Genomic DNA, 20,502 nt, shown 5'->3' with positions numbered 1-20,502 from the left:
CGAGTGGGACGAGGACGACCCGCGCGACGCCGCCGCCTATGAGGACGGCGACTGGGACGACCCCCGCTACGCTGCCCTCGAACAGGGCCCGCGTGCCGCGCTCGCCCACATGCAGGCGGTCGGCCACCAGCTTGCCGTCCAGATAGGTGAACACCACCGGCTTGTCGGTGGCGATGGTGCCGGCCTTCACGTCCACCTCGGCGTCATGGAGGCGGCCGCCGTAGCCGCCGTTCAGGGCGAGGTCGACGCCGTCGCCCAGCGTGATGAACTGCTTCTTGGTGTCGAAGCTGCCCACCTTGGCGGACACCTTGGCCCAGCCCTTGTCGGTCATCTCCAGCCGCGCCTCGATGTCGGTGAGGTCGATGAGGTCCGGGTGGGTCAGGTCCTGCGTGGCCGTGCGGGCGGTGACGCGGTAGCCGCGATTGTCGTCGGTGAAGCCGGAGAGCTTGGGCAGCTCCATGGTGAGGCGCGAGCCCGAGAGGGTGAGGTGCCCGATCTCGAACGGCAGCTCGATGGAGAGTTTCAGCCGCGACAGGATCGAAACCGCGCCGATGGCCACCACCGCGACGACGATGGAGAGCGGCAGCAGGCGCTTGATCCAGCGCACGCGCTTGCTGTGGCGCCGGGCGCTGGAAAAATCCGGGCTCGCGCGCTGCTCGGGGGCGGCTTCCTCGTCCGTGTAGTCGCGGAAGGTCGGGGAGGCTTCCAGGCGCGCATCAAGGTGCGCGGCGAGGCGCGGGTCCTCGGGCGCGGCCGCAGGCACGGTCCCTTGCCGGTGGAGATCGTCTGGCGACACGTGTCGGTTCATGGCCCTGTTCCGGCGGCGGGCCAATCCCGCGTGCGCCTGTCACGTTTAGCAGAGATACCGTTCCGCCGATCAGGTCGCGATCCGAGCTGACCGGCACAGGCTCTCCTGGCCTCAAGCCACACGGCCGGCCGGCGCGTCGCCCCACGCACCGCGCCAAACTGTCCGAAATGCCGCGCCGGTGCAAGGCCCGGCCGGAAGGCATTGCCATCGTTCAATTTTCAGGAAGATTGCCGGCTCAGGAATGCGCGAAGATATCGTCTTCCGCCCAGCCCGAGAGATCAAGGGCCGCCCGTGCCGGCAGGAAGGCGAAGCAGGCGGCGGCGAGCCCGGTGCGGTTCTCCCGCGCCAGCATCTCCTCCAGCTTCGCCTTCACCGCGTGCAGGTGCAGCACGTCCGAGGCGGCATAGCTGAGCTGGGCGTCGGAGAGGTCCGCCGCGCCCCAGTCCGAGCTTTGCTGCTGCTTGGAGATGTCCACGTTGATGGTCTCGCGCAGCAGGTCCTTCAGCCCGTGGCGATCGGTGTAGGTGCGCACCAGCCGCGAGGCGATCTTGGTGCACCACACCGGCTGCGGCATCACATGGAAGGTGTGCTGGAGCACGGCGATGTCGAACCGGCCGAAATGAAACAGCTTGGTGATGGCGGGGTCGGCCAGCAGGCGCGTGAGGTTCGGCGCGGACCTGGCGTCGGCGCCCTGCGGGATCTGCACCAGGTCGGCGCTGCCGTCGCCATTGGAGAGCTGGACCAGGCACAGCCGGTCGCGGAAGGGGTTGAGCCCCATGGTCTCGGTATCGATCGCCACCACGGGCGCGGCGACGAAGTCCGCGGGCAGGTCGCCGCGATGCAGGCGGATGGTCATCGGTGCGTCTTTATGGTTCTGGATCGCCACGGCTTTTAGCGAAGCGGGGCGCCCCTGTCGATGGCCGTGCAGGAACCGGTAGCCGGACCGGTCACGATGGCTGTGCGTCTCCCGATTCGCCGTGATAGAAGGGCGCGCCTTTCCACAGGGGGGAATCATGAAGCGAAATGTCGTCGTCGCGGGCCTGTTCGGCCTGCTCCTGGCGCTGGGCTGGATGGTCTCGGCCAGCGAGGCCGTGGCCCAGCCGGTGCCGGGAGGCAGCTACCTCAACAGCTGCAACACCGTGCAGGTGCGTCGCGGGCGCGACCTCACCGCCTTCTGCGCCACCCGCCGCGGCAATTGGGTACAGACCCGGCTCAACGATTTCCCGAGCTGCCGGGGTGACATTTCCAACCAGGACGGCCAGCTGTGGTGCACCCGCGGCCGGCCCATGCCGCCGCCCCCCGGCCCCATGCCGGCGCCGCCCGGCTCCTACCAGCGCACCTGCCGCAATGCCTTCGTGGGCCCGGACAATGTCCTGCGGGCCCAGTGCCGCGTGGGCGGCCACCTGTTTGTGAACTCCTCGGTGAACATGCGCTACTGCTGGGGCGCGCGGGACATCGCGAACTTCAACGGGCAGCTGACGTGCACGCGTTGATTTGCACGCGTTGATTTGCACCCGTTGACCTGAATCGCCTGCACCGAACAAAAAGGGGCGCCTCGGCGCCCCTTTCCTTTTGGCGGATGCGGGCTTGATCAACGCCGCAGGCGGCTCACGTCGCGCACCGCGCCGCGGGCGGCGGAGGTGGTGAGCGCCGCATAGGCCTGCAGCGCCTGCGAGACCACGCGCTTGCGGCTTTCCGGCTTCCACGCGGCGTCGCCCTTGGCTTCCATGACGGCGCGGCGCTCGGCCAGCACCTCGTCGGACACCGCCACGCGGATGATGCGGTTCGGGATGTCGATCTCGATGGTGTCGCCTTCCTCCACCAGCCCGATGGCCCCGCCTTCCGCCGCTTCCGGCGAGACATGGCCGATGGACAGGCCCGAGGAGCCGCCCGAGAAGCGCCCGTCGGTGACCAGGGCGCAGGCTTTGCCGAGGCCCTTCGACTTCAAATAGGACGTGGGATAGAGCATCTCCTGCATGCCCGGCCCGCCGCGCGGACCCTCGTAGCGGATCAGCACCACGTCGCCGGCCACGATGCGCCCGGTGGAGAGGATGGCCTCCACCGCCGCGTCCTGGCTCTCGAAGATGCGGGCCTTGCCGGTGAAGGTGAGGTTGGAGGCGTCCACCCCCGCCGTCTTCACGATGCAGCCGTCCAGCGCGATGTTGCCGTAGAGCACCGCGAGGCCGCCATCCTTGGAATAGGCGTGGGCCACGTCGCGGATGACGCCGGTCTCGCGGTCGAGGTCGAGGTCGTCCCAGCGGCGGGACTGGCTGAACGCCACCTGGGTGGGCACCCCGCCCGGCGCGGCGCGGAAGAAGGTGGCGACGCTCTCGCTCTTGGTGCGCTTCACGTCCCAGCGGTCGAGCGCGTCGGCCAGGGTGGCGGCGTGCACGGTGGGCAGCTCGGTGTGGATAAGGCCGGCGCGGTCCAGTTCGCCGAGAATGGCCATGATGCCACCGGCGCGGTGCACGTCCTCCATGTGGATGTTGGCCACCGCCGGCGCCACCTTGCACAGCACCGGCACCCCGCGCGAGAGGCGGTCGATGTCGGCCATGGTGAAGGGCACCTCGCCCTCGTTGGCGGCGGCCAGAAGGTGCAGCACCGTGTTGGTGGAGCCGCCCATGGAGATGTCCAGCGTCATGGCGTTCTCGAACGCCTTGAACGAGGCCACCGAGCGCGGCAGCACGCTGGCATCGTCCTGCTCGTAATAGCGGCGGGCAAGGTCGACGATGAGATGGCCGGCCTCCACGAACAGGCGCTCGCGGTCGGCGTGGGTGGCGAGCGTCGAGCCGTTGCCCGGCAGCGCCAGGCCCAGGGCCTCGGTGAGGCAGTTCATGGAATTGGCGGTGAACATGCCCGAGCACGAGCCGCAGGTGGGACAGGCGGAGCGCTCCATCACCTGCACGTCGGCATCGGTGACCTTGTCGTCGGCCGCCGCGATCATGGCGTCGATGAGGTCCACCTTCTTCTCGCCGGTGGAGAGCAGCACCTTCCCGGCCTCCATGGGCCCGCCGGAGACGAACACCGCCGGAATGTTGAGGCGCATGGCGGCCATCAGCATGCCGGGGGTGATCTTGTCGCAGTTGGAGATGCACACCATGGCGTCGGCGCAGTGCGCGTTGACCATATATTCCACGCTGTCGGCGATGATCTCGCGGGACGGCAGGGAATAGAGCATGCCGTCATGGCCCATGGCGATGCCGTCATCCACCGCGATGGTGTTGAATTCCTTGGCGACGCCGCCGGCCTTCTCGATCTCGCGGGCCACCAGCTGGCCGAGATCCTTCAGGTGCACGTGGCCCGGCACGAACTGGGTGAACGAGTTCACCACGGCGATGATGGGCTTGCCGAAATCCCCGTCCTTCATGCCGGTGGCGCGCCACAGGCCGCGGGCGCCGGCCATGTTGCGACCGTGGGTGGAGGTGCGGGAGCGGTACTGGGGCATGTCCTCTCTTGCCTCTTATGTGTTGTGGTGCGCGGCGGCTCTCGGCCCGGCGCGTTCAGCTGCTGGCCGTTCTAGAGCGCGATCCGAGCAAATTGAACCCATCTGCCCGGATCGCGCTCTCATTTTTACAAAGAGAACGCGTTATCCGATCAGCTTGCGTTGCAATCTGATCGGCGCGTGCTCTGGAACCCTGTGGGCCTGCGTGAAAGGCCTTTGAGGCGACACTCTATCACGGCTTCCGGCGTGCCCGTGATCACGAGGGCGGGCACCGTCCTGCGGCGTGGCGCCGGTTTTCCAGCACGGCTGAAGTCGGCTATGTCCCGGCCGGGGCACGAACGACAAGGACAATGAAATGAAGGGGGAGGCGTTCCGCCACTGGGCGCTGGTGGCCGCGAACTGGGCGGCGGACTATCGCACCGGCCTCCGGGATCGGCCGGTGCGGGCCGGCACCAAGCCGGGGGAGATCGCAGCCCAACTGCCACGCTCCGCGCCGGAAGAGGCCGAGCCCATGGTGGACATCTTCGCGGATTTCGAGCGCATCCTGGTGCCGGGCATGACCCATTGGCAGCACCCGCGCTTCTTCGCCTATTTTCCGGCCAATGCCAGCCCGGCGAGCGTGATCGGCGAATTCCTGTCCTCCGCCATGGGCGCCCAGTGCCTGTTGTGGCAGACCTCTCCCGCCGCCACCGAGCTGGAGATGGTCGCCCTCGACTGGCTGCGCCAGGCGGTGGGCCTGCCGGAGGGCTTTTCCGGCGTGATCCAGGATTCCGCCTCTTCCGCCACCCTGTGCGCCTTCCTCACCATGCGCGAGCGGGCGCTGGGCTTCACCGGCAACCGCACCGGGCTTTCGGGTCGCCCGCAACTGCGGGTCTATACCTCCAGCGAGGTGCATACCTCCATCGACCGGGCGGCGTGGTTCTGCGGCATCGGCGACGACAATCTGGTGCGCATCCCCACCCATGGCCCGCTCAGGAGCATGGTGCCGCAGGCGCTGGAGGCGGCTATTCAAGCCGACAAGGCGGCGGGGTTTGTGCCGGCCGGCGTCGTGGCCTGCGTGGGCGGCACCAGCACCGGCGCCATGGATGACGTCAAGGCGGTGGTGGAGGTGGCGCACCGGCACGGCCTGTTCGTCCATGTGGATGCGGCGTGGGCGGGGGCGGCCATGGTGTGCCCCGAGTTCCGGTCCCTGTGGGCGGGGGTGGAACAGGCGGACTCCATCGTGCTGAACCCGCACAAATGGCTCGGCGTGCAGTTCGATTGCTCCGCCCATTTCCTCAGGAGCGCCGACGACCATCTGGCGACGCTCGCCATCCACCCGGAATATCTGAAGACCCATGCCCATGATGGCATCGTCAATTTCAGCGAATGGACCATCCAGCTCGGCCGCCGGTTCCGGGCGCTGAAGCTGTGGTTCGTGCTGCGCGCCCACGGGCTTGAAGGCCTGCGGCAGATGATCCGCAACCATGTGGGCTGGGCGCAGGCGCTGGCGGCGCGCATTGCCGCCGAGCCGGGCTTCGCGCTGGCCTCGACGCCGGTGCTGTCCCTGTTTTCCTTCCGCCACGATCCCGGCGACGGCCGCGACGGTGATGCCCACATGCTGGCCCTGCTCCAGGCCATCAATGATGGCGGGCAGCTCTATCTCACCCCGACCCGGGTGGACGGGCGCCTCGCCATCCGCTTCCAGGCGGGGACCATGGACGCCACCGAGGCGGACGTGGATGCCGCCTTCCACATCATCCGCGACACCGCCTGCGCCCTGTCCTGACGGGGCTCACGCCTGTCGGGGCGGCTCCGGCGGGGCGTGCCAGCTGCGCACCGGGGTGCGGGCGCGGCCCTGCGTCGATCCGCTCAGGCCGTAATGGCCGGCGAGCCGGTCGAGGGCGAGGCCCAGCACCACCTTGGCGGTGCGCACCGGCCACAGCCGCTCACGCTCCACCGCCTCCAGCCCCTTCAGGAAGCAGCACACGTCCAGCAGCACGCCGGACAGTTCCGGCCCCACCGCCGTCATGGCCCGGCTGACGCGCAGCTTCGCCGCCAGCACCATGTCGGTGAAGGCCTCGGGCGTGCCGGCGCCGGACACCTCGCTCCAGCGGCTGGTGACGCGCGGGGTGAGCTGGGCGCGGGTGAAATCCGCCCGCAGCCGCTCGCCGGCCGCGAGCTGGGTCTGGTCCACGAGGGCACGGCCGTCCTTGCCGGTGCGCCGGGCCAGCCACGCGAGGGGGCTTTCGGCAAGGTTCATCTGCGGGCCGGGTGCGCCGGCCGGGGCGGAGCGGTTGGCGGGGGCCTTGCTGGCGGGCGTTTTGCGGGTTGCCACGGTCAGCGCTCCGTGGCCCAGCGCAGGCAGGCCTCCATCTGGGCCACCCGGCGGTCGAAGGCGGGATCGTCCCTCAGGTCTTCGATGCGCCGGCAGGCATAGGCGACGGTGGAGCGGTCACGCCGGAACGCCTGCGCCACGCCGGCCTGCGGCAGGCCGAGGCCCACATGGGCGAGATACATGGCGATCTGCCGTGCCGTCGCCACCGGCGCCGTGGAGCGGCGCAGGTCCACCAACGCATCCACGTTCAGCCCGGCCACGGCGGCGACGATGGCCGTCGCCAGCCGGCACGGAAAAGGCACGGCCGTTTCAGACAAGGCGCCGGTCGTGGCGACCGGAGAGCGGGCAGGGGGCTGTGCGGAGGCGGCGCGGGGTTCGACCGGCTGGTAAGACATTACACCCTCTCGTTGTAGGGAAAAAATTCCTACAACGATCTTGTTCTATTTCAAGCTGACGTGGAGAGATAATGCAACCCGTACTTGCGGTATCCGGGAATTAAAGTCCAATATATCAATCAGTTGAATGCCGAATCTGGTCTGTATCGGATATTCGGAATATAGGAATTTATGCCCCTTGCCGCGCCGCCGGGTGACCATTCCACCCCAACAGGGAGAATGCATCATGCGGGCAGCAGCCGGGTTGCGGTCGGAGCGGGTTTACGCCTTCACGTGCGAGGATCCGGAGGCGCAGGTCCGGCGCCACATGGCGGGGCTCGCCGTCGCCTATGGCGCCCCGTCGGCCCTGGCGCGGGCGCTGCGCCTGGCGCGCAAGGCGGCATTCAGGGGCGGGATCGGCTACGATCCAGCGCGCCATGCCGCGCTGGTCCGGCTCATGCGGAGCCGGCCGGTCGGCCTGAGCGACGGCGCGCGGAAGGGCGGGGCCTGATGACAGCTGCACCCCGGCGGGGCCGGGGCGCAGGAACGTCAGATATCCTCGGGCGAAAGCGACGCAGGTCACTCACGCAGGTCACTTACGCAGATCTCTCATGCCGCCGGCCTCGGTCTTTGACCGATGCCGAGAGGGCGCCGCGCAGGCTTCATGCCAATGGCATCAGAGGCCTTCGAACAGGGCGGTGGACAGATAGCGCTCGGCGAAGGACGGCACGATCACCACGATGGACTTGCCGGCCATGTCGTCGCGCACCGCGATCTCCAGCGCCGCCGCCACAGCCGCACCGGAGGAGATGCCGCCGGGGATGCCCTCGTAGCGGGCCAGCGCCCGGGCGGTGTCGAACGCGGTCTGGTTGCCCACCGTCACCACCTCGTCGATGACGGAGCGGTCGAGCACCTCCGGCACGAAGCCGGCGCCGATGCCCTGGATCTTGTGGGGGCCGGGAGAGCCGCCGGACAGCACAGGGGAATCCTCGGGCTCCACCGCGATCATGCGGAGCGACGCCTTGCGCGGCTTCAGCACCTGGCCGATGCCGGTGATGGTGCCGCCGGTACCGACGCCGGCAACCACCGCGTCCACCTTGCCGTTGGTGTCGTTCCAGATCTCTTCCGCCGTGGTGCGGCGGTGGATGTCCGGGTTGGCCTTGTTCTTGAACTGCTGGGGCATCACCGCCTTGGGCAGCTCGGCGATGAGCTGCTCGGCGCGGGCGACGGCGCCCTTCATGCCGAGGTTCGCCGGGGTCAGCACCAGCTCGGCGCCGAGAATGGCGAGCATCTTGCGGCGCTCCACCGACATGCTCTCGGGCATCACCAGGACCAGCCGGTAGCCGCGGGCCGCCGCCACGAAGGCCAGCGCGATGCCGGTATTGCCGGAGGTGGGCTCCACCAGCACCGTGTCCTGGTCCAGCACGCCCGCCGCCTCCATCGCCTCGATCATGGCGACGCCGATGCGGTCCTTGACGCTGGCGATGGGATTGAAGAATTCGAGCTTGGCCAGGATCTCGGCCTTGGCCCCGCGCAATTCGGCGAGGCGCTTCAGCCGCACCAGCGGCGTGTTGCCGATGGTCTCGGTGATGGACTCATAGACGCGGCCGCGCCCCGGAAGGGGCGATGCGGCGGGCACGATCTTGGCGGCAGGTCCTGCCATGGCAATCTCCTTGGGAAATTGGTCGCCGGCACGCGGGGAGCGTGCCTGTCAAATGGCGAAATCGATCCTCTCGTGTTCCGATCCGTGGCCCTTGCCGTCGGCGCTGCGGCAGAGGTCCTCGAGCGTCACCGCGTCGAGCGCAGTATCGAAGGTGTCCTCGGCAGCGGCAACGGCGGGCTGAACCACCTCGGTCACCAGCGGGGGCAGGATGATTTCCTTTTCCTCCTCGGCCCCCTCGACGACCCGGACGATCTCGGCGACGGAGACGCGCCGGCGCTCGCGCGCCAGCTCGTAGCCGCCGCGGGGGCCGCGCACGCCCTTCAGCACGCCGGCATGCACCAGCGCCTGAAGCACCGGCTCGAGCCGGCGGGGCGGAAGGCCATGGCGGGCCGCGAGTGCCTTGGCCGCCACCGGTGCGCCGCGCGCGTGCACGGCCACATCCACGACGGCTGCAATGGCGAGGAGGCTCTTGTCGGATAAACGCGGCATCAGGCTGTAGCTACTTCTTCAAAACCGTGGCCCCGAGGCCGGTTGAACCAAAACCACTGGAGCCGCGTGCAGTTTCGCTCAAATCTCCGAATTCTTCCAGCATTATTTGGGTGACCGGGGCAACCACCAGCTGGGCGATGCGCATGCCCCGCGTCACACTGAACGGCTCGGGTCCGTGATTGATCAGAAGGACCATCAGCTCGCCGCGATAATCCCAGTCGATGGTCCCCGGCGTGTTGAGCACGGTCACGCCATTCTTGCGCGCAAGGCCCGAGCGCGGCCGCACCTGGGCCTCAAAGCCCTCCGGCAAGGCGATGGCGAAGCCGGTGGGAAGGGCCGCGAACGCCCCCGGCAGGAGGATGAGCGGGGTCTCCTCCGGCAGCGCGCAGGCGAGATCGAGGCCGGCCGCGCCTTCGGTGGCATAGGCCGGCAGGGGCAGGCCCGCGGCGTGGGGCAGGCGCTGGATGCGCACGAGAGGACGGCTCACCGCGCTTCTCCCGCGAGTTCGGCAGCCATGCGCGCCACCAGGTGGCGGGCGACTTCGGCCTTGGAGGCGGATGGCCAGTCCTCCACCCCGCCGGCGGTGACGAGGTGCACGGTGTTCACGTCCCCTCCCATGATGCCGGTTTCCGGTGAAACGTCGTTGGCGACGATCCAGTCGCAGCCCTTGCGCTCGCGCTTGTCGCGGGCATGGGCCACCACCTCCTGCGTCTCCGCCGCGAACCCCACCACCAGGCGCGGCCGCAGCGTGCCGTGGCGCGCGATGGCGGCAAGGATGTCGGGATTCTCCACCAGGGTCAGGGCCGGGGCGCCGTCGCCGGTCTTCTTGATCTTCTGGTCGGAGGCGTCGGCCACCCGCCAGTCGGCCACCGCGGCGGCGAACACGGCGGCATCAACCGGGAGGTTCTCCTCCACCGCGGCCATCATCTGCCGCGCGCTCTCCACATGGATGACCTTCACGCCCCTGGGATCGACCGCCTCGGCGGGGCCGGATACCAGGATCACCTCGGCGCCCGCCGCCCGCGCCGCCGCGGCGATGGCGTGGCCCTGCTTGCCCGAGGAGCGGTTGGCGATGTAGCGCACCGGATCGATGGGCTCATGGGTCGGCCCGGAGGTGACGAGGATGCGCCGCCCCTTGAGCAGGGGGGCGTCCGCGATCCCGAAATGGGCCTCGATGGCGCCGAGGATCTCCATGGGCTCGGCCATGCGGCCCTCGCCGAATTCGTCCCGCTCGGCCATGGCGCCCGCATTGGGCCCCACCACGGCGATGCCGTCGGCGCGCAGCTGCGCCACGTTGCGCCGTGTGGCGGGATGCGCCCACATGCGCGGATTCATGGCGGGCGCCACCAGAACCGGCTTGTCGGTGGCGAGCAGCGCGGTGGTCGCGAGATCGTCGGCGATGCCGTGGGCCATCTTGGCCAGCAGGTCCGCCGTCGCCGGTGCGACCACGAGAAGATCCGCCTCCCGCGAGAGCCGGATGTGGCCGATGTCGTGCTCGGCGGTGAGGTCGAACAGGTCGGTGAAGACGCGCTCGCCGGTAATGGCGCCCACCGACAGGGGGGTGACGAACTGCCCGGCCGCCCGCGTCATGACCGCCCGCACCCGTGCGCCGCGCTCCTTCAGGCGGCGGACCAGTTCGAGGCATTTGTAGGCGGCGATCCCGCCGCCGATGAGGAGGAGGATGCGTTTGTCGTTGAGCATCGGCGGCTCCCGCTCGGCCTGCGGCGCGGCCGCGGCGCCAGGCGCCGCTGCCGACCTTGGATCATCATCAACGCCATATAGCCCGCGCCGCCGTGCGAGGCGAGGCGGCGCGGGCTAAGGTAGGCGCGCGAACGTGCAACCTTGCCGGGCGGCCGGGGGCTCATCGCGATACCGGACTGGCAGGATTGTGGCGAAAGCGTTTTCCGCGTTCTAGGATCACGTCCATGAGGGGCACTTCTCGCCAGAACGGACGTTCGGAGCCGACTGCGAGCGCGGGCGATTCGCGACTGACCGCCATCGGCGGTGAGTTCGTCGATCCCGCGCTGGAGGCGGCATTCCGCGCAAGCCGTCTCGGCGAGGCGCGCCGGCAGGCCCGCATCCTGTTCGCGGCCTCGGTCATCCTCAACGCGCTGTTTCTCCTGAGCGACTGGCGCTTTGCCGGAACCGCGCATTTCGCGGTGGCGGTGTCCGCGCGATTCGTCGTGATCGGGGTATCCCTCCTGTGCCTCGGCGCGATCCATCTGGCGAACACGCCCCGCCGGGCGGACCTGATCTACGCCATCTGGCAATGGGGTACGGCGACGGCGGTGGCGGTCCTGGTCACCTCGCAGAGCCAGCTGGCGCTGCTGGTGGTCATGCTGCTGCCCACCATCTTCTATCTCGCAGTTCCCATCTCCTTCTCCTGGCTGCTGGCCGGCGGCATCGGCAGCAGCCTCCTGCTGTTCTTCGGCTATGCCGACATGTCCATCGGCTGGCAGGTGGGGCTGGGGCTGGCGCTTGCCGTGGCTTCGCTGAACATCGCGCTGATGATCGTGGTGTCGCGGGCCAACCGCATGGAACGGCAGTTCTGGGCCACGGCGGGGGAAGCGCAGCGGGCGAACGAGCGGCTGCGCATCAGCGAGGATACGCTGGAGAAGACGTTCCAGGCCGTGCCTTTGCCCCTCGTGGTCGCGCGCCTCCACGACGGGCTGCACGTCAAGTCCAATGCGGCGGCCCGGCGTTTCTACGGCGGCTCGCTGGACGCGCTGACCGGCGGTCTGTGCGACAGCTGTCTTGCGCCGGATGCCGCCGACGATTTCATGGGGCGCCTGCGTTCCGAGGGCTCCGTGGCGGGTTTCGAGACCACGGTCTGCGTGACGGGGGGCGAGGAGCGGCGCGTGGTGCTGGCGGCCGCCGCCATCCCCATGGAGCCCGCGCCGCATCTGGTGGCGGCCCTCGTGGACGTGACCGAGCGGCGCGTCGCCGAAGACCAGGCGCGCTACGCGGCGACCCACGATGCGCTCACCGGCCTGCCCAATCGTGCCGCCTTCCAGGCCCGGCTCGGGGCCGCACTTGAGGCGCGCCGGCGGGGGCAGGGCATCTGCCTGCTCCTGATCGATCTCGACGGGCTCAAGGACGTCAACGATACCCTGGGCCACGACGCCGGCGACGCGGCACTGATGGAGACCGCCCACCGGCTGGACGCCCTGCTGGAGCCGGACGGGTTGCTGGCCCGGCTGGGCGGGGACGAGTTCGTGGCGGTGGTGCAGGGGGCGGCCCCGGTGGCGGCGGGTCAACGGCTTGCCCACGCCATTCTCGCCGAACTGCGCCGTCCGGTGCTGCATGCCGGGCGCCACTTCGCCACGCGCGCCAGCATCGGGCTGGCCGCCTGCCCGGACCACGATTGCAGCTATGGCGAGCTGATGAAGGATGCCGATCTCGCCCTTTATGCCGCCAAGCAGCAGGGCCGCAACCGCACCGTGGTCTACGCCCCGGTCATGCGGCAGGCGGTGCTGGAGCGGGTGGCGCTCAACCGCGCCATGCGGGCCGCGCTCGCGGAGGACCAGATCGTTCCCTATTACCAGCCCAAGGTCTCGCTCGTGACCGGGCGCATCGAGGGGCTGGAAGCGCTGGTGCGCTGGCGGCGCTCGCCGCACAGCGTGCTGTCGCCGGCGTCGTTCGAGGCAGCGCTCACCGATCCCGAGCTTGCCGTCCTCATCGGCGAGCGCATGGTGCGGCGGGTGTCGACCGACGTGCGCGGCTGGATCGAGGCGGGCCATCCGTGCGGGCGCATCGCCATCAACCTGGCGCCGGCCCAGTTCGCCGGCGGCGATCTGGCGGCCACGCTGCTGCGCCAGTTCCACGCGGCGGGCGTCGAGCCGACCCATTTCGACGTGGAGATCACCGAGACCGTCTTCCTCGGCCGCAGCTCCGATCATGTGGCGCCCATCCTGGACGAGCTGTACCGGGCGGGGGTGCGCATCGCCCTGGACGATTTCGGCACCGGCTATGCCGGCCTCATCCACCTGAAGCAGCTGCCCATCGATACCATCAAGATCGACCAGAGCTTCGTGAAGGACATCGAGCGCGACGCCTTCGACACCGCCATTGTCTGCGCAGTCATCGACCTGGGCCGCAACCTCGGCATGCGGGTGGTGGCTGAGGGGCTGGAAACCGCCGGGCAGGCCCGCTTTCTGAAAGAGAAGCGCTGCGAGCTGGCGCAGGGCTTCTTCTTCTTCCGTCCGCTTGACGGAGCGGAGATGACCGAACTGCTGCGCAAGGAAGGCGAGGAGGTTGCCGCCGCCCGCCTCGCTACCTTCGAAACCAGATGACTTGCGAGACCAGATGACTTCGAGGCGGGTGACGTTCAGCCCGTGAGGAGGCCCGGTCTTTCCGTCAGGCGCGCTCATCGGCCCGCCATGGTGCGCCGCAGCGTCGCAGAGTGCGGAAAGTTGCGGCAAATGCGACGCGGCTCCTTTCGCAGTGCGAAATTTTTTTGCCGGCATATGCGCTGAACCGTCTACATTCTTACAATTGTCGGTTCATAACGGGCCGAATGATGGTTGCATTTGGCGCGAAAACGGACGCTGACAAAAGTCTGCCCAAAATATCGGCAACTTTTGCCCTTACCTTGGGCACGACATGAGAATGGAACTAAATCAAAGTGTCGCTAATCAAACAAAAAAAGTTGGATGGGAGCCTGAGGTGACGGAGACAGCACCATGGTTCATCAAGATGTGTTGCAAGTCGAGCGCGAGCAGCCCCGGGCTCATGTCCCCCTCGTATCCCTGAGCGATGTGGCGCTCACCGGGATCTACGAGATATCGAAGATTCTGACGGCGCCGAACCGGCTTGAAACCACGCTGTCGAGCGTGGTCAGCCTGCTTTCGTCCTTCATGCAGATGCGCCACGGCGTCATCTCGCTGCTGGAGGACGACGGGATTCCCAACATCACCGTGGGCGCCGGCTGGAACGAGGGCACGGATGCGCGCTACCGCGCGCGCCTCCCCGAAAAGGCCATCGGCCAGGTGATCGCCACCGCCGTGCCGCTGATCGCGGAGAATGTCGCCTCCCATCCCGCCTTCAGCGCGGCGGACGTGGCAGCCCTCGGCGCCAGCGAGGAGACCCGCGTCTCCTGGATCGGTGTTCCTTTGCGCGTCGCCGCGCGGGTCATCGGCACCCTCACCATCGACCGGGTGTGGGACGGGCGTTCCGTCTTCCGCCTCGATTCTGATGTGCGCTTCCTGACCATGGTGGCGAACCTCATCGGCCAGACCGTGCAACTCCATCGCGTCGTCTCCCGCGATCGCGAGCGCCTGATGGCCGAGAGCGGGCGCCTCCAGAAGGAATTGTCCGAGCTGAAGCCCCACACCAGCGGGCGCGAGCGCAAGCGCGTCTATGTGGACGGCATCATCGGCGAGAGCCGCGAGATCCGCACGCTGCTCGACAAGATCATGATCGTCGCCAAGTCCCATTCGCCCGTGCTGCTGCGCGGCGAGAGCGGCACCGGCAAGGAGCTGATCGCCAAGGCGATCCACGAATTGTCGCCGCGGGCCAAGGGTCCCTTCATCAAGCTGAACTGCGCGGCGCTGCCGGAATCCGTGCTGGAATCCGAACTGTTCGGCCACGAGAAGGGGGCCTTCACCGGCGCCGTGGGCGCCCGCAAGGGCCGCTTCGAACTGGCCGACAAGGGCACGCTCTTCCTCGACGAGATCGGCGAGATTTCGCCCTCGTTCCAGGCCAAGCTGCTGCGCGTGCTGCAGGAGCAGGAGTTCGAGCGGGTCGGTGGCTCCCACACGCTGAAGGTGAATGTGCGCGTCGTTGCCGCCACCAACCGCAACCTTGAGGAAGCGGTGGCGAAGAACGAGTTCCGCGCCGATCTTTATTACCGCATCAGCGTGATCCCGGTGATCGTGCCCTCCCTGCGCGACCGCCGCGTGGACATCCCGCTGCTCGCCAACGAGTTCCTCGACCGCTTCAACCGCGAGAACGGCCGCGACCTCGCGTTCAATCCGGACGCCATGGAAGTCCTCATGGGCTGCGGCTTCCCCGGCAATGTGCGCGAGCTTGAGAACTGCGTGCAGCGCACCGCCACCCTGGCCCAGGGCGGCGCCATCGTCAGCGACGACTTCGCCTGCAAGCACAACGAGTGCCTGTCCGCCCTGCTGTGGCGCAGCCCGGCCGAGGCGGCGACGCGCCGGCCCATGGAAATTCCGCTGCCGGTGATGCCGTCCGTCGTCACCCCCATCGGCGCCGAGCCGGCCAATTCCAACACCGTCACCAAGCTGCCGCTGCCGCTGGCGCCGCCACAGCCCCTGCCGCCGGCCGCGGCGCCGGTGGTGCCGGCTCGCCCGTCGGCGCTGGACGAGGAATTGTCCGAGCGCGAGCGGCTGGTGGATGCCATGGAGCGAGCCGGCTGGGTGCAGGCGAAAGCCGCGCGCCTGCTCGGCCTCACCCCGCGCCAGATCGGCTATGCGCTGAAGAAGCACGACATCGAGATCAAGCGCTTCTGACGCCTTTCGCACCAAGGTCCGGATCCGGCCGCACTTTCGGGTGCTCGGCCTTGAGCCCGAAGTCGGCCACAGCCGCCTTCGGGCTCAAGGCGTTTGGGCCGAGGGATCAGCCAGGTCCTGTCCTCTCGTCCTGCCCTCCCGTCCTGCCCGCTCCTCTTCCCCGCGCCTCTTGCCCGCCCGTGAGCCCAGCGTCTTCCCGAACGCCTCCCCTGATCGGGGGCGGTGGCGGCCGGCATGGGTTGGTTCTTGCGGGTTCGACCGCGGCAGATGGAGCCATGCCTCTTTGATCCCCTCGGTGCCCTGGAGCGGCCGCGCCGCGTCTGCCCCGGGCTGCTGATGCCGACAGGCGCGCTGTCGCACTTGCGACACGTTGTCGGGGGAGCGACAGCGCGCTGTTCTCCAAGGCCAAAGAATATTTATAATAATTCAATGGGTTATGCGATGGCACGGTGCTTGAAAGAGAGCCTTGCCTGCCAATCTGCACAGAGCGGAGCTAGCCCATGGCCTACAAGATCATTGCGTCTCAGTGCACCGTCTGCGGCGCTTGCGAGTTCGAGTGCCCGAACGCCGCAATCAGCCTGAAGAACGATATGTACATCATCAATCCCAAGAAGTGCACCGAATGCGAGGGTAGCTTCGAAACCCCGCAGTGTGCGGTCGTGTGCCCGGTGGAAAACACCTGCGTCCCGGCCTGACGGCTTGAGGGGTGGGTGGCCCGCATGGCGCCCGTGGGCGCATCTGCGGGCCGGCCACCATGCAGCGTGTTCACCGGGAGGCATTCGATGAATGCAGCCCGGTGGGGCGTGGCGGGTGGCGGGTTGCAAGACCCTACCCGCACAGGATCCTGAGGCCCGTGCATCCCGCGAGGGTGCGGGGCCGGCCGGCTCCCGGAAGACGCGTATCAGACGAAGTATTTTAGGCGAAGTCATTCTAGGCCCTTGGCGGGCTTCATGTGCGGTGTGCTGCGCCCGGTAACGTGAGCGCGCCGCCGCTGGCAAGTTGGACGGAGGGACATATGGCGGCCGTACAGGACACAGTCGAACAGGTTCGCTCCATCGACGTCGACCAGTACAAATACGGGTTCGAGACGGATATCGAATCCGAGAAGGCGCCGAAGGGCCTTTGCGAGGATGTGATTCGCTACATCTCCGCCAAGAAGGAAGAGCCGGAATGGATGCTCCAGTGGCGGCTTGATGCCTATGCCCGCTGGCTGACCATGCAAGAGCCCGAGTGGGCGCGGGTCGATTATCCGCAGATCGATTACCAGGACCTCTATTATTATTCCCAGCCGAAGGCGTTCAAGGCTCCGAAGTCCCTCGACGAGGTGGATCCGGAAATCCTGAAGACCTATGCGAAGCTGGGCATCCCCCTGCGCGAGCAGGAGATCCTGGCCGGCGTGGAGATTCCCGAGGGCGAGCGCCCGAGGATCGCGGTGGACGCCGTGTTCGACAGCGTCTCCGTGGCCACCACCTTCAAGGAGGAGCTGAAGGCGGCGGGCGTCATCTTCATGCCCATTTCCGAGGCGCTGCGCGAGCATCCCGATCTGGTGAAGCAGTATCTCGGCTCCGTGGTGCCGCCGACCGACAATTATTTCGCGACGCTGAACCAGGCGGTGTTCTCGGACGGCTCCTTCGTCTACATCCCGCCGGGCGTGCGCTGCCCCATGGAGCTGTCCACCTACTTCCGCATCAACGAGAAGAATACGGGCCAGTTCGAGCGCACCCTGATCATCGCCGACAAGGGGTCCTACGTCTCGTACCTGGAGGGCTGCACCGCCCCCATGCGCGACGAGAACCAGCTGCACGCCGCGGTGGTGGAGCTGGTGGTGCTCGACGATGCCGAGATCAAGTATTCGACGGTGCAGAACTGGTACCCCGGCGATGCCGACGGCAAGGGCGGCATCTACAATTTCGTGACCAAGCGCGGCGACTGCCGCGGCAAGAACTCCAAGATTTCCTGGACCCAGGTGGAGACCGGTTCGGCCATCACCTGGAAGTATCCCAGCTGCGTGCTGCGCGGGGAGGGCTCCTCCGGCGAGTTCTACTCCATCGCCATTTCCAATGGCCGCCAGCAGGTGGATTCGGGCACCAAGATGATCCATCTCGGCAAGAACACCACCAGCCGGATCATCTCCAAGGGCATCTCGGCGGGCCGCTCCAACAACACCTATCGGGGCCTTGTCTCGGCCCATCGCAAGGCGGCGGGCGCGCGCAACTTCACCAACTGCGATTCGCTGCTCATCGGCGACAATTGCGGGGCGCACACCGTGCCCTACATCGAGGCGAAGAACCCCACCGCCCAGTTCGAGCACGAGGCCACCACCTCGAAGATCTCCGAGGACATGCTGTTCTACTGCATGCAGCGCGGCCTGACCCAGGAAGACGCCGTCGCCCTCGTGGTCAACGGCTTCGTGCGCGACGTGCTGCAGCAGCTGCCCATGGAGTTCGCCGTGGAAGCGCAGAAGCTCATTTCCATCAGTCTCGAAGGCAGCGTCGGCTGACGCCGCGCCTTCGATCGTCAAAAACGCCGGGCCCCACAAATTAAAGGATCTTCACCATGGCTCCCCTTCTGGAAATCAAGGACCTCCATGCCGAGATCTCGGGGGGACGCAAGATCATCGACGGCATGAACCTCACCATCAATCCCGGTGAGATTCACGCTATCATGGGGCCGAACGGTGCCGGCAAGTCCACCCTGTCCTACGTGCTGTCGGGCAAGCCGGGCTATGAGATCACCGGCGGCGAGGTGATCTTCCGCGGCGTGAACCTGCTGGAACTGTCGCCCGACGAGCGCGCGGCGCAGGGCCTGTTCCTGTGCTTCCAGTATCCGCTGGAAATCCCCGGCGTCTCCAACATGGCCTTCCTGCACACGGCGGTGAACAGCCAGCGCCGCAAGCGCGGCGAGGTCGAGCTGACCTCGCCGGAGCTGGTGCGCAAGGTGCGCGAGCTGGGCCAGACGCTGGGCATCAATGCCGAGATGCTGAAGCGCCCGGTGAACGTGGGCTTCTCCGGCGGCGAGAAGAAGCGCAACGAGACCCTCCAGATGATGCTGCTGGAGCCCTACCTGTGCGTGCTCGACGAGGCGGATTCCGGCCTCGACATCGACGCGCTGAAGGTGGTCTCCAACGGCGTGAACGCCCTGCGTTCCCCCGAGCGCTCCATGCTGGTGATCACCCATTACCAGCGCCTGCTCGACTATATCGTGCCGGACGTGGTCCACGTCTTCGCCGCCGGTCGCATCGTGCATACGGGCGGCAAGGAGCTGGCCCTGGAGCTGGAAGCCACCGGCTACGCGCAGTACCAGAACGAGGCGGCGTGATCCCATGGCTGCCCCGATCTCTGCCCAGATCCGACCCATGAAGACCAGCGCCGAGTTGGCCCTGGCCGAAACCTTCGCGGCTGCGCGTACCGCCCTCCCGGGCGGCCCGGACGTGGCGGCCCAGCGCGCCGCCGCCTTCGGTACCTTCGCCGACGCCGGCCTGCCGCACCGCCGCGTGGAGGCCTGGCGCTATACCGACCTGCGCGCCTTGATGCGTGAGGCGCGCCCCCTGGCCGCCCCGCCGGACGCCGAGGCCAAGGCCCGCGCGGCCACGGCCGGCGCCATGCTGGCGGGCCACGGCTTCCGTCGCCTGGTTCTGGTCAACGGCGCCTTCGTGCCCGAACTGTCGGACCTCGCCGGCCTTGAAGCGGGCCTTTCCATCCGCTCCATGGCGGATGCCCTGACGAACGGCGACGCGCTCACCGCCCGCCTCGGCCAGACGGTGGAATCGCAGGACGCGGTGCTCGCCCTCAACACCGCGTTGATGGGCGACGGCGTCGTGCTGCAGGTGGCGGCCGGCACCGTCATCGAGCGGCCGGTCGAGCTGGTTTTCGTGACCACCGAGGCGACCCCCGTCTCCATGTTCACCCGTTCCCTGGTGGTGGTGGAGGACGGCGCGTCCCTCACCCTCATCGAAAGCCACGAGGGACCCTCCGGCGTTGCCTATCAGGTCAACACCGCGCTGGAACTGGTGGTGGGCGCCGGCGCCAACGTGGAGCGCGTGAAAATCACGGCGGAAGGGTCGGATGCGGTGCATCTTGCCACGGTGCTCGCCCGCGTCGACGCCACCGCCACCTTCGCCAACACCTTCTTCACCACCGGCGGCTTGGTGGTGCGCAACCAGCTTCTCGCCCATCTGGCCGGCGAGGCCATCCATGCCCGCATGAACGGGGTGAGCCTGCTGTCCGGCAAGCAGCATGCGGACACCCTGCTGTCGGTGGACCATGCCGGTCCGGCCGGCGAGAGCCGGGAATCCTTCCGGGCCGTGCTCGACGGCGCCGCGCAGGACATCTTCCAGGGCAAGATCGCCGTCCGCAAGCAGGCGCAGAAGACCGACGCCCGCATGCTCAGCCGCGCCCTGCTACTGACCGAGACGGCGGAAGCCTGCAACAAGCCGGAGCTGGAGATCTTCGCCGACGACGTGCAGTGCGGCCACGGCTGCACCACGGGCACGCTGGACCAGCAGCTGCGGTTCTACCTCATGTCTCGCGGCATCCCCGCGAAGGAGGCGGAAGCACTGCTCATCCAGGCCTTTGTGGGCGAGGTGCTCGACGCCATCGGCAACGAGGGCGTGCGCACGGCGCTGACGGATGCGACCCAGGCCTGGCTTCTGGGTCGGGAGTGACTGATGCTTCCCCTCCCGGCTCCGCACCCCGCCGTTTCCAACGGCAGCTACGACGTCATGCGCGTGCGCGCGGACTTTCCCATCCTCGACCTCAAGGTCAACGGTAAGCCGTTGGTCTATCTCGACAATGGCGCTTCGGCCCAGAAGCCGCGCCAGATGCTGGATCGTATCCAGCAGGTCTACACCGCCGAATATGCCAACGTGCACCGCGGCCTGCATTATCTCGCCAATGCCGCCACCGAGGCCTACGAGGGCTGTCTCTTATACACAGCT

At 67.9% G+C, this 20,502-nt stretch carries 19 protein-coding genes; 10 read left to right on the top strand and 9 right to left on the bottom strand.

All coding sequences use genetic code 11. The features are described from left to right. Window positions 1-808: hypothetical protein (locus K9U41_RS14410; protein ID WP_282641543.1), on the bottom strand; the 808-nt coding region annotated here is incomplete at its 3' end. Between the two features lie 235 nt (window positions 809-1,043). Then, window positions 1,044-1,664, bottom strand: coding sequence for a ribonuclease D (locus tag K9U41_RS14405; RefSeq protein ID WP_282641542.1), 621 nt, complete (start codon window positions 1,662-1,664; stop codon window positions 1,044-1,046). A 157-nt stretch (window positions 1,665-1,821) separates the two neighbouring features. Here K9U41_RS14405 and K9U41_RS14400 point away from each other — a divergent pair, with 157 nt between their 5' ends. Beyond that, window positions 1,822-2,301, top strand: coding sequence for a CVNH domain-containing protein (locus K9U41_RS14400; RefSeq protein ID WP_282641541.1), 480 nt, complete (start codon window positions 1,822-1,824; stop codon window positions 2,299-2,301). Between the two features lie 98 nt (window positions 2,302-2,399). Here K9U41_RS14400 and ilvD read toward each other — a convergent pair whose 3' ends face one another. Then, window positions 2,400-4,253: a dihydroxy-acid dehydratase gene (ilvD, locus tag K9U41_RS14395; RefSeq protein ID WP_282641540.1), complete on the bottom strand. Its 1,854-nt coding sequence runs from the start codon at window positions 4,251-4,253 to the stop codon at window positions 2,400-2,402. Between the two features lie 352 nt (window positions 4,254-4,605). Between ilvD and K9U41_RS14390 the strand changes: the two genes are divergently transcribed. Then, window positions 4,606-6,018 (top strand): pyridoxal phosphate-dependent decarboxylase family protein, encoded by a 1,413-nt coding sequence (locus K9U41_RS14390; protein WP_282641539.1) that lies wholly within the window; start codon window positions 4,606-4,608, stop codon window positions 6,016-6,018. 6 nt (window positions 6,019-6,024) lie between these two features. Here the strand turns inward: K9U41_RS14390 and K9U41_RS14385 are convergent, their stop codons facing one another. Together K9U41_RS14385 and K9U41_RS14380 are read right to left on the bottom strand one after the other, a co-directional pair. Further along, entirely contained in the window at window positions 6,025-6,567 is a 543-nt protein-coding gene (locus tag K9U41_RS14385) for a DUF6456 domain-containing protein (RefSeq protein WP_282641538.1), read from the bottom strand. 2 nt (window positions 6,568-6,569) lie between these two features. Further along, window positions 6,570-6,869, bottom strand: coding sequence for a helix-turn-helix domain-containing protein (locus tag K9U41_RS14380; protein WP_282641537.1), 300 nt, complete (start codon window positions 6,867-6,869; stop codon window positions 6,570-6,572). Between the two features lie 319 nt (window positions 6,870-7,188). Between K9U41_RS14380 and K9U41_RS14375 the strand changes: the two genes are divergently transcribed. After that, window positions 7,189-7,452: a hypothetical protein gene (locus K9U41_RS14375; protein WP_282641536.1), complete on the top strand. Its 264-nt coding sequence runs from the start codon at window positions 7,189-7,191 to the stop codon at window positions 7,450-7,452. 165 nt (window positions 7,453-7,617) lie between these two features. Here the strand turns inward: K9U41_RS14375 and cysK are convergent, their stop codons facing one another. Genes cysK through coaBC form a run of 4 tightly spaced genes read right to left on the bottom strand, consistent with a single transcriptional unit; the run spans window position 7,618 to window position 10,794 of the window. Continuing rightward, on the bottom strand, window positions 7,618-8,604 hold the full coding sequence (cysK, locus tag K9U41_RS14370) for a cysteine synthase A (RefSeq protein ID WP_282641535.1): 987 nt from the start codon (window positions 8,602-8,604) through the stop codon (window positions 7,618-7,620). 48 nt (window positions 8,605-8,652) lie between these two features. Further along, entirely contained in the window at window positions 8,653-9,093 is a 441-nt protein-coding gene (locus K9U41_RS14365) for an RrF2 family transcriptional regulator (RefSeq protein ID WP_011995755.1), read from the bottom strand. 10 nt (window positions 9,094-9,103) lie between these two features. Beyond that, window positions 9,104-9,580, bottom strand: coding sequence for a dUTP diphosphatase (dut, locus tag K9U41_RS14360; protein WP_282641534.1), 477 nt, complete (start codon window positions 9,578-9,580; stop codon window positions 9,104-9,106). Continuing rightward, window positions 9,577-10,794 (bottom strand): bifunctional phosphopantothenoylcysteine decarboxylase/phosphopantothenate--cysteine ligase CoaBC, encoded by a 1,218-nt coding sequence (gene coaBC, locus K9U41_RS14355; RefSeq protein WP_282641533.1) that lies wholly within the window; start codon window positions 10,792-10,794, stop codon window positions 9,577-9,579. Before coaBC ends, dut begins: the two co-directional genes overlap by 4 nt. Window positions 10,795-11,018: 224 nt before the next feature. Here coaBC and K9U41_RS14350 point away from each other — a divergent pair, with 224 nt between their 5' ends. The 7 genes from K9U41_RS14350 to K9U41_RS14320 all read left to right on the top strand — a co-directional run. Then, a complete protein-coding gene (locus K9U41_RS14350; RefSeq protein ID WP_282641532.1) occupies window positions 11,019-13,385 on the top strand; it encodes a putative bifunctional diguanylate cyclase/phosphodiesterase in 2,367 nt (788 codons plus the stop codon). Between the two features lie 390 nt (window positions 13,386-13,775). Then, the gene (gene nifA / locus K9U41_RS14345) at window positions 13,776-15,566 is read left to right on the top strand and encodes a nif-specific transcriptional activator NifA (RefSeq protein WP_282641531.1); all 1,791 of its coding nucleotides are present in this window, start codon (window positions 13,776-13,778) and stop codon (window positions 15,564-15,566) included. Between the two features lie 500 nt (window positions 15,567-16,066). Further along, window positions 16,067-16,261: a 4Fe-4S binding protein gene (locus K9U41_RS14340; protein WP_149576254.1), complete on the top strand. Its 195-nt coding sequence runs from the start codon at window positions 16,067-16,069 to the stop codon at window positions 16,259-16,261. A gap of 320 nt (window positions 16,262-16,581) precedes the next feature. After that, complete coding sequence (sufB, locus tag K9U41_RS14335; RefSeq protein ID WP_282641530.1) at window positions 16,582-18,066, top strand: Fe-S cluster assembly protein SufB; 1,485 nt, start codon at window positions 16,582-16,584, stop codon at window positions 18,064-18,066. A 56-nt stretch (window positions 18,067-18,122) separates the two neighbouring features. After that, on the top strand, window positions 18,123-18,884 hold the full coding sequence (gene sufC / locus K9U41_RS14330; protein ID WP_282641529.1) for a Fe-S cluster assembly ATPase SufC: 762 nt from the start codon (window positions 18,123-18,125) through the stop codon (window positions 18,882-18,884). A gap of 37 nt (window positions 18,885-18,921) precedes the next feature. Further along, window positions 18,922-20,229, top strand: a complete 1,308-nt coding sequence (gene sufD, locus K9U41_RS14325; protein WP_282641528.1) for a Fe-S cluster assembly protein SufD — start codon at window positions 18,922-18,924, stop codon at window positions 20,227-20,229. Between the two features lie 3 nt (window positions 20,230-20,232). Beyond that, window positions 20,233-20,502: aminotransferase class V-fold PLP-dependent enzyme (locus tag K9U41_RS14320; RefSeq protein WP_282641527.1), on the top strand; the 270-nt coding region annotated here is incomplete at its 3' end.

Origin of the sequence: Xanthobacter autotrophicus, assembly GCF_029991245.1 — a bacterium.
Lineage (GTDB): Bacteria > Pseudomonadota > Alphaproteobacteria > Rhizobiales > Xanthobacteraceae > Xanthobacter > Xanthobacter autotrophicus_C.
The sequence above is the reverse complement of the archived record's forward strand: the minus strand, read 5'-3'. Positions and strand labels throughout refer to the sequence as shown.

Excerpts from the sequence above, each read along its gene's own strand:
- sufB (WP_282641530.1), top strand. The coding sequence starts at position 16,582 with ATGGCGGCCGTACAGGACACAGTCGAACAGGTTCGCTCCATCGACGTC.
- K9U41_RS14365 (WP_011995755.1), bottom strand. The coding sequence starts at position 9,093 with ATGCCGCGTTTATCCGACAAGAGCCTCCTCGCCATTGCAGCCGTCGTG.
- K9U41_RS14390 (WP_282641539.1), top strand. The coding sequence starts at position 4,606 with ATGAAGGGGGAGGCGTTCCGCCACTGGGCGCTGGTGGCCGCGAACTGG.
- K9U41_RS14400 (WP_282641541.1), top strand. The coding sequence starts at position 1,822 with ATGAAGCGAAATGTCGTCGTCGCGGGCCTGTTCGGCCTGCTCCTGGCG.
- K9U41_RS14340 (WP_149576254.1), top strand. The coding sequence starts at position 16,067 with ATGGCCTACAAGATCATTGCGTCTCAGTGCACCGTCTGCGGCGCTTGC.
- sufD (WP_282641528.1), top strand. The coding sequence starts at position 18,922 with ATGAAGACCAGCGCCGAGTTGGCCCTGGCCGAAACCTTCGCGGCTGCG.
- K9U41_RS14405 (WP_282641542.1), bottom strand. The coding sequence starts at position 1,664 with ATGACCATCCGCCTGCATCGCGGCGACCTGCCCGCGGACTTCGTCGCC.
- nifA (WP_282641531.1), top strand. The coding sequence starts at position 13,776 with ATGGTTCATCAAGATGTGTTGCAAGTCGAGCGCGAGCAGCCCCGGGCT.
- cysK (WP_282641535.1), bottom strand. The coding sequence starts at position 8,604 with ATGGCAGGACCTGCCGCCAAGATCGTGCCCGCCGCATCGCCCCTTCCG.
- K9U41_RS14375 (WP_282641536.1), top strand. The coding sequence starts at position 7,189 with ATGCGGGCAGCAGCCGGGTTGCGGTCGGAGCGGGTTTACGCCTTCACG.
- ilvD (WP_282641540.1), bottom strand. The coding sequence starts at position 4,253 with ATGCCCCAGTACCGCTCCCGCACCTCCACCCACGGTCGCAACATGGCC.
- sufC (WP_282641529.1), top strand. The coding sequence starts at position 18,123 with ATGGCTCCCCTTCTGGAAATCAAGGACCTCCATGCCGAGATCTCGGGG.
- coaBC (WP_282641533.1), bottom strand. The coding sequence starts at position 10,794 with ATGCTCAACGACAAACGCATCCTCCTCCTCATCGGCGGCGGGATCGCC.
- K9U41_RS14350 (WP_282641532.1), top strand. The coding sequence starts at position 11,019 with ATGAGGGGCACTTCTCGCCAGAACGGACGTTCGGAGCCGACTGCGAGC.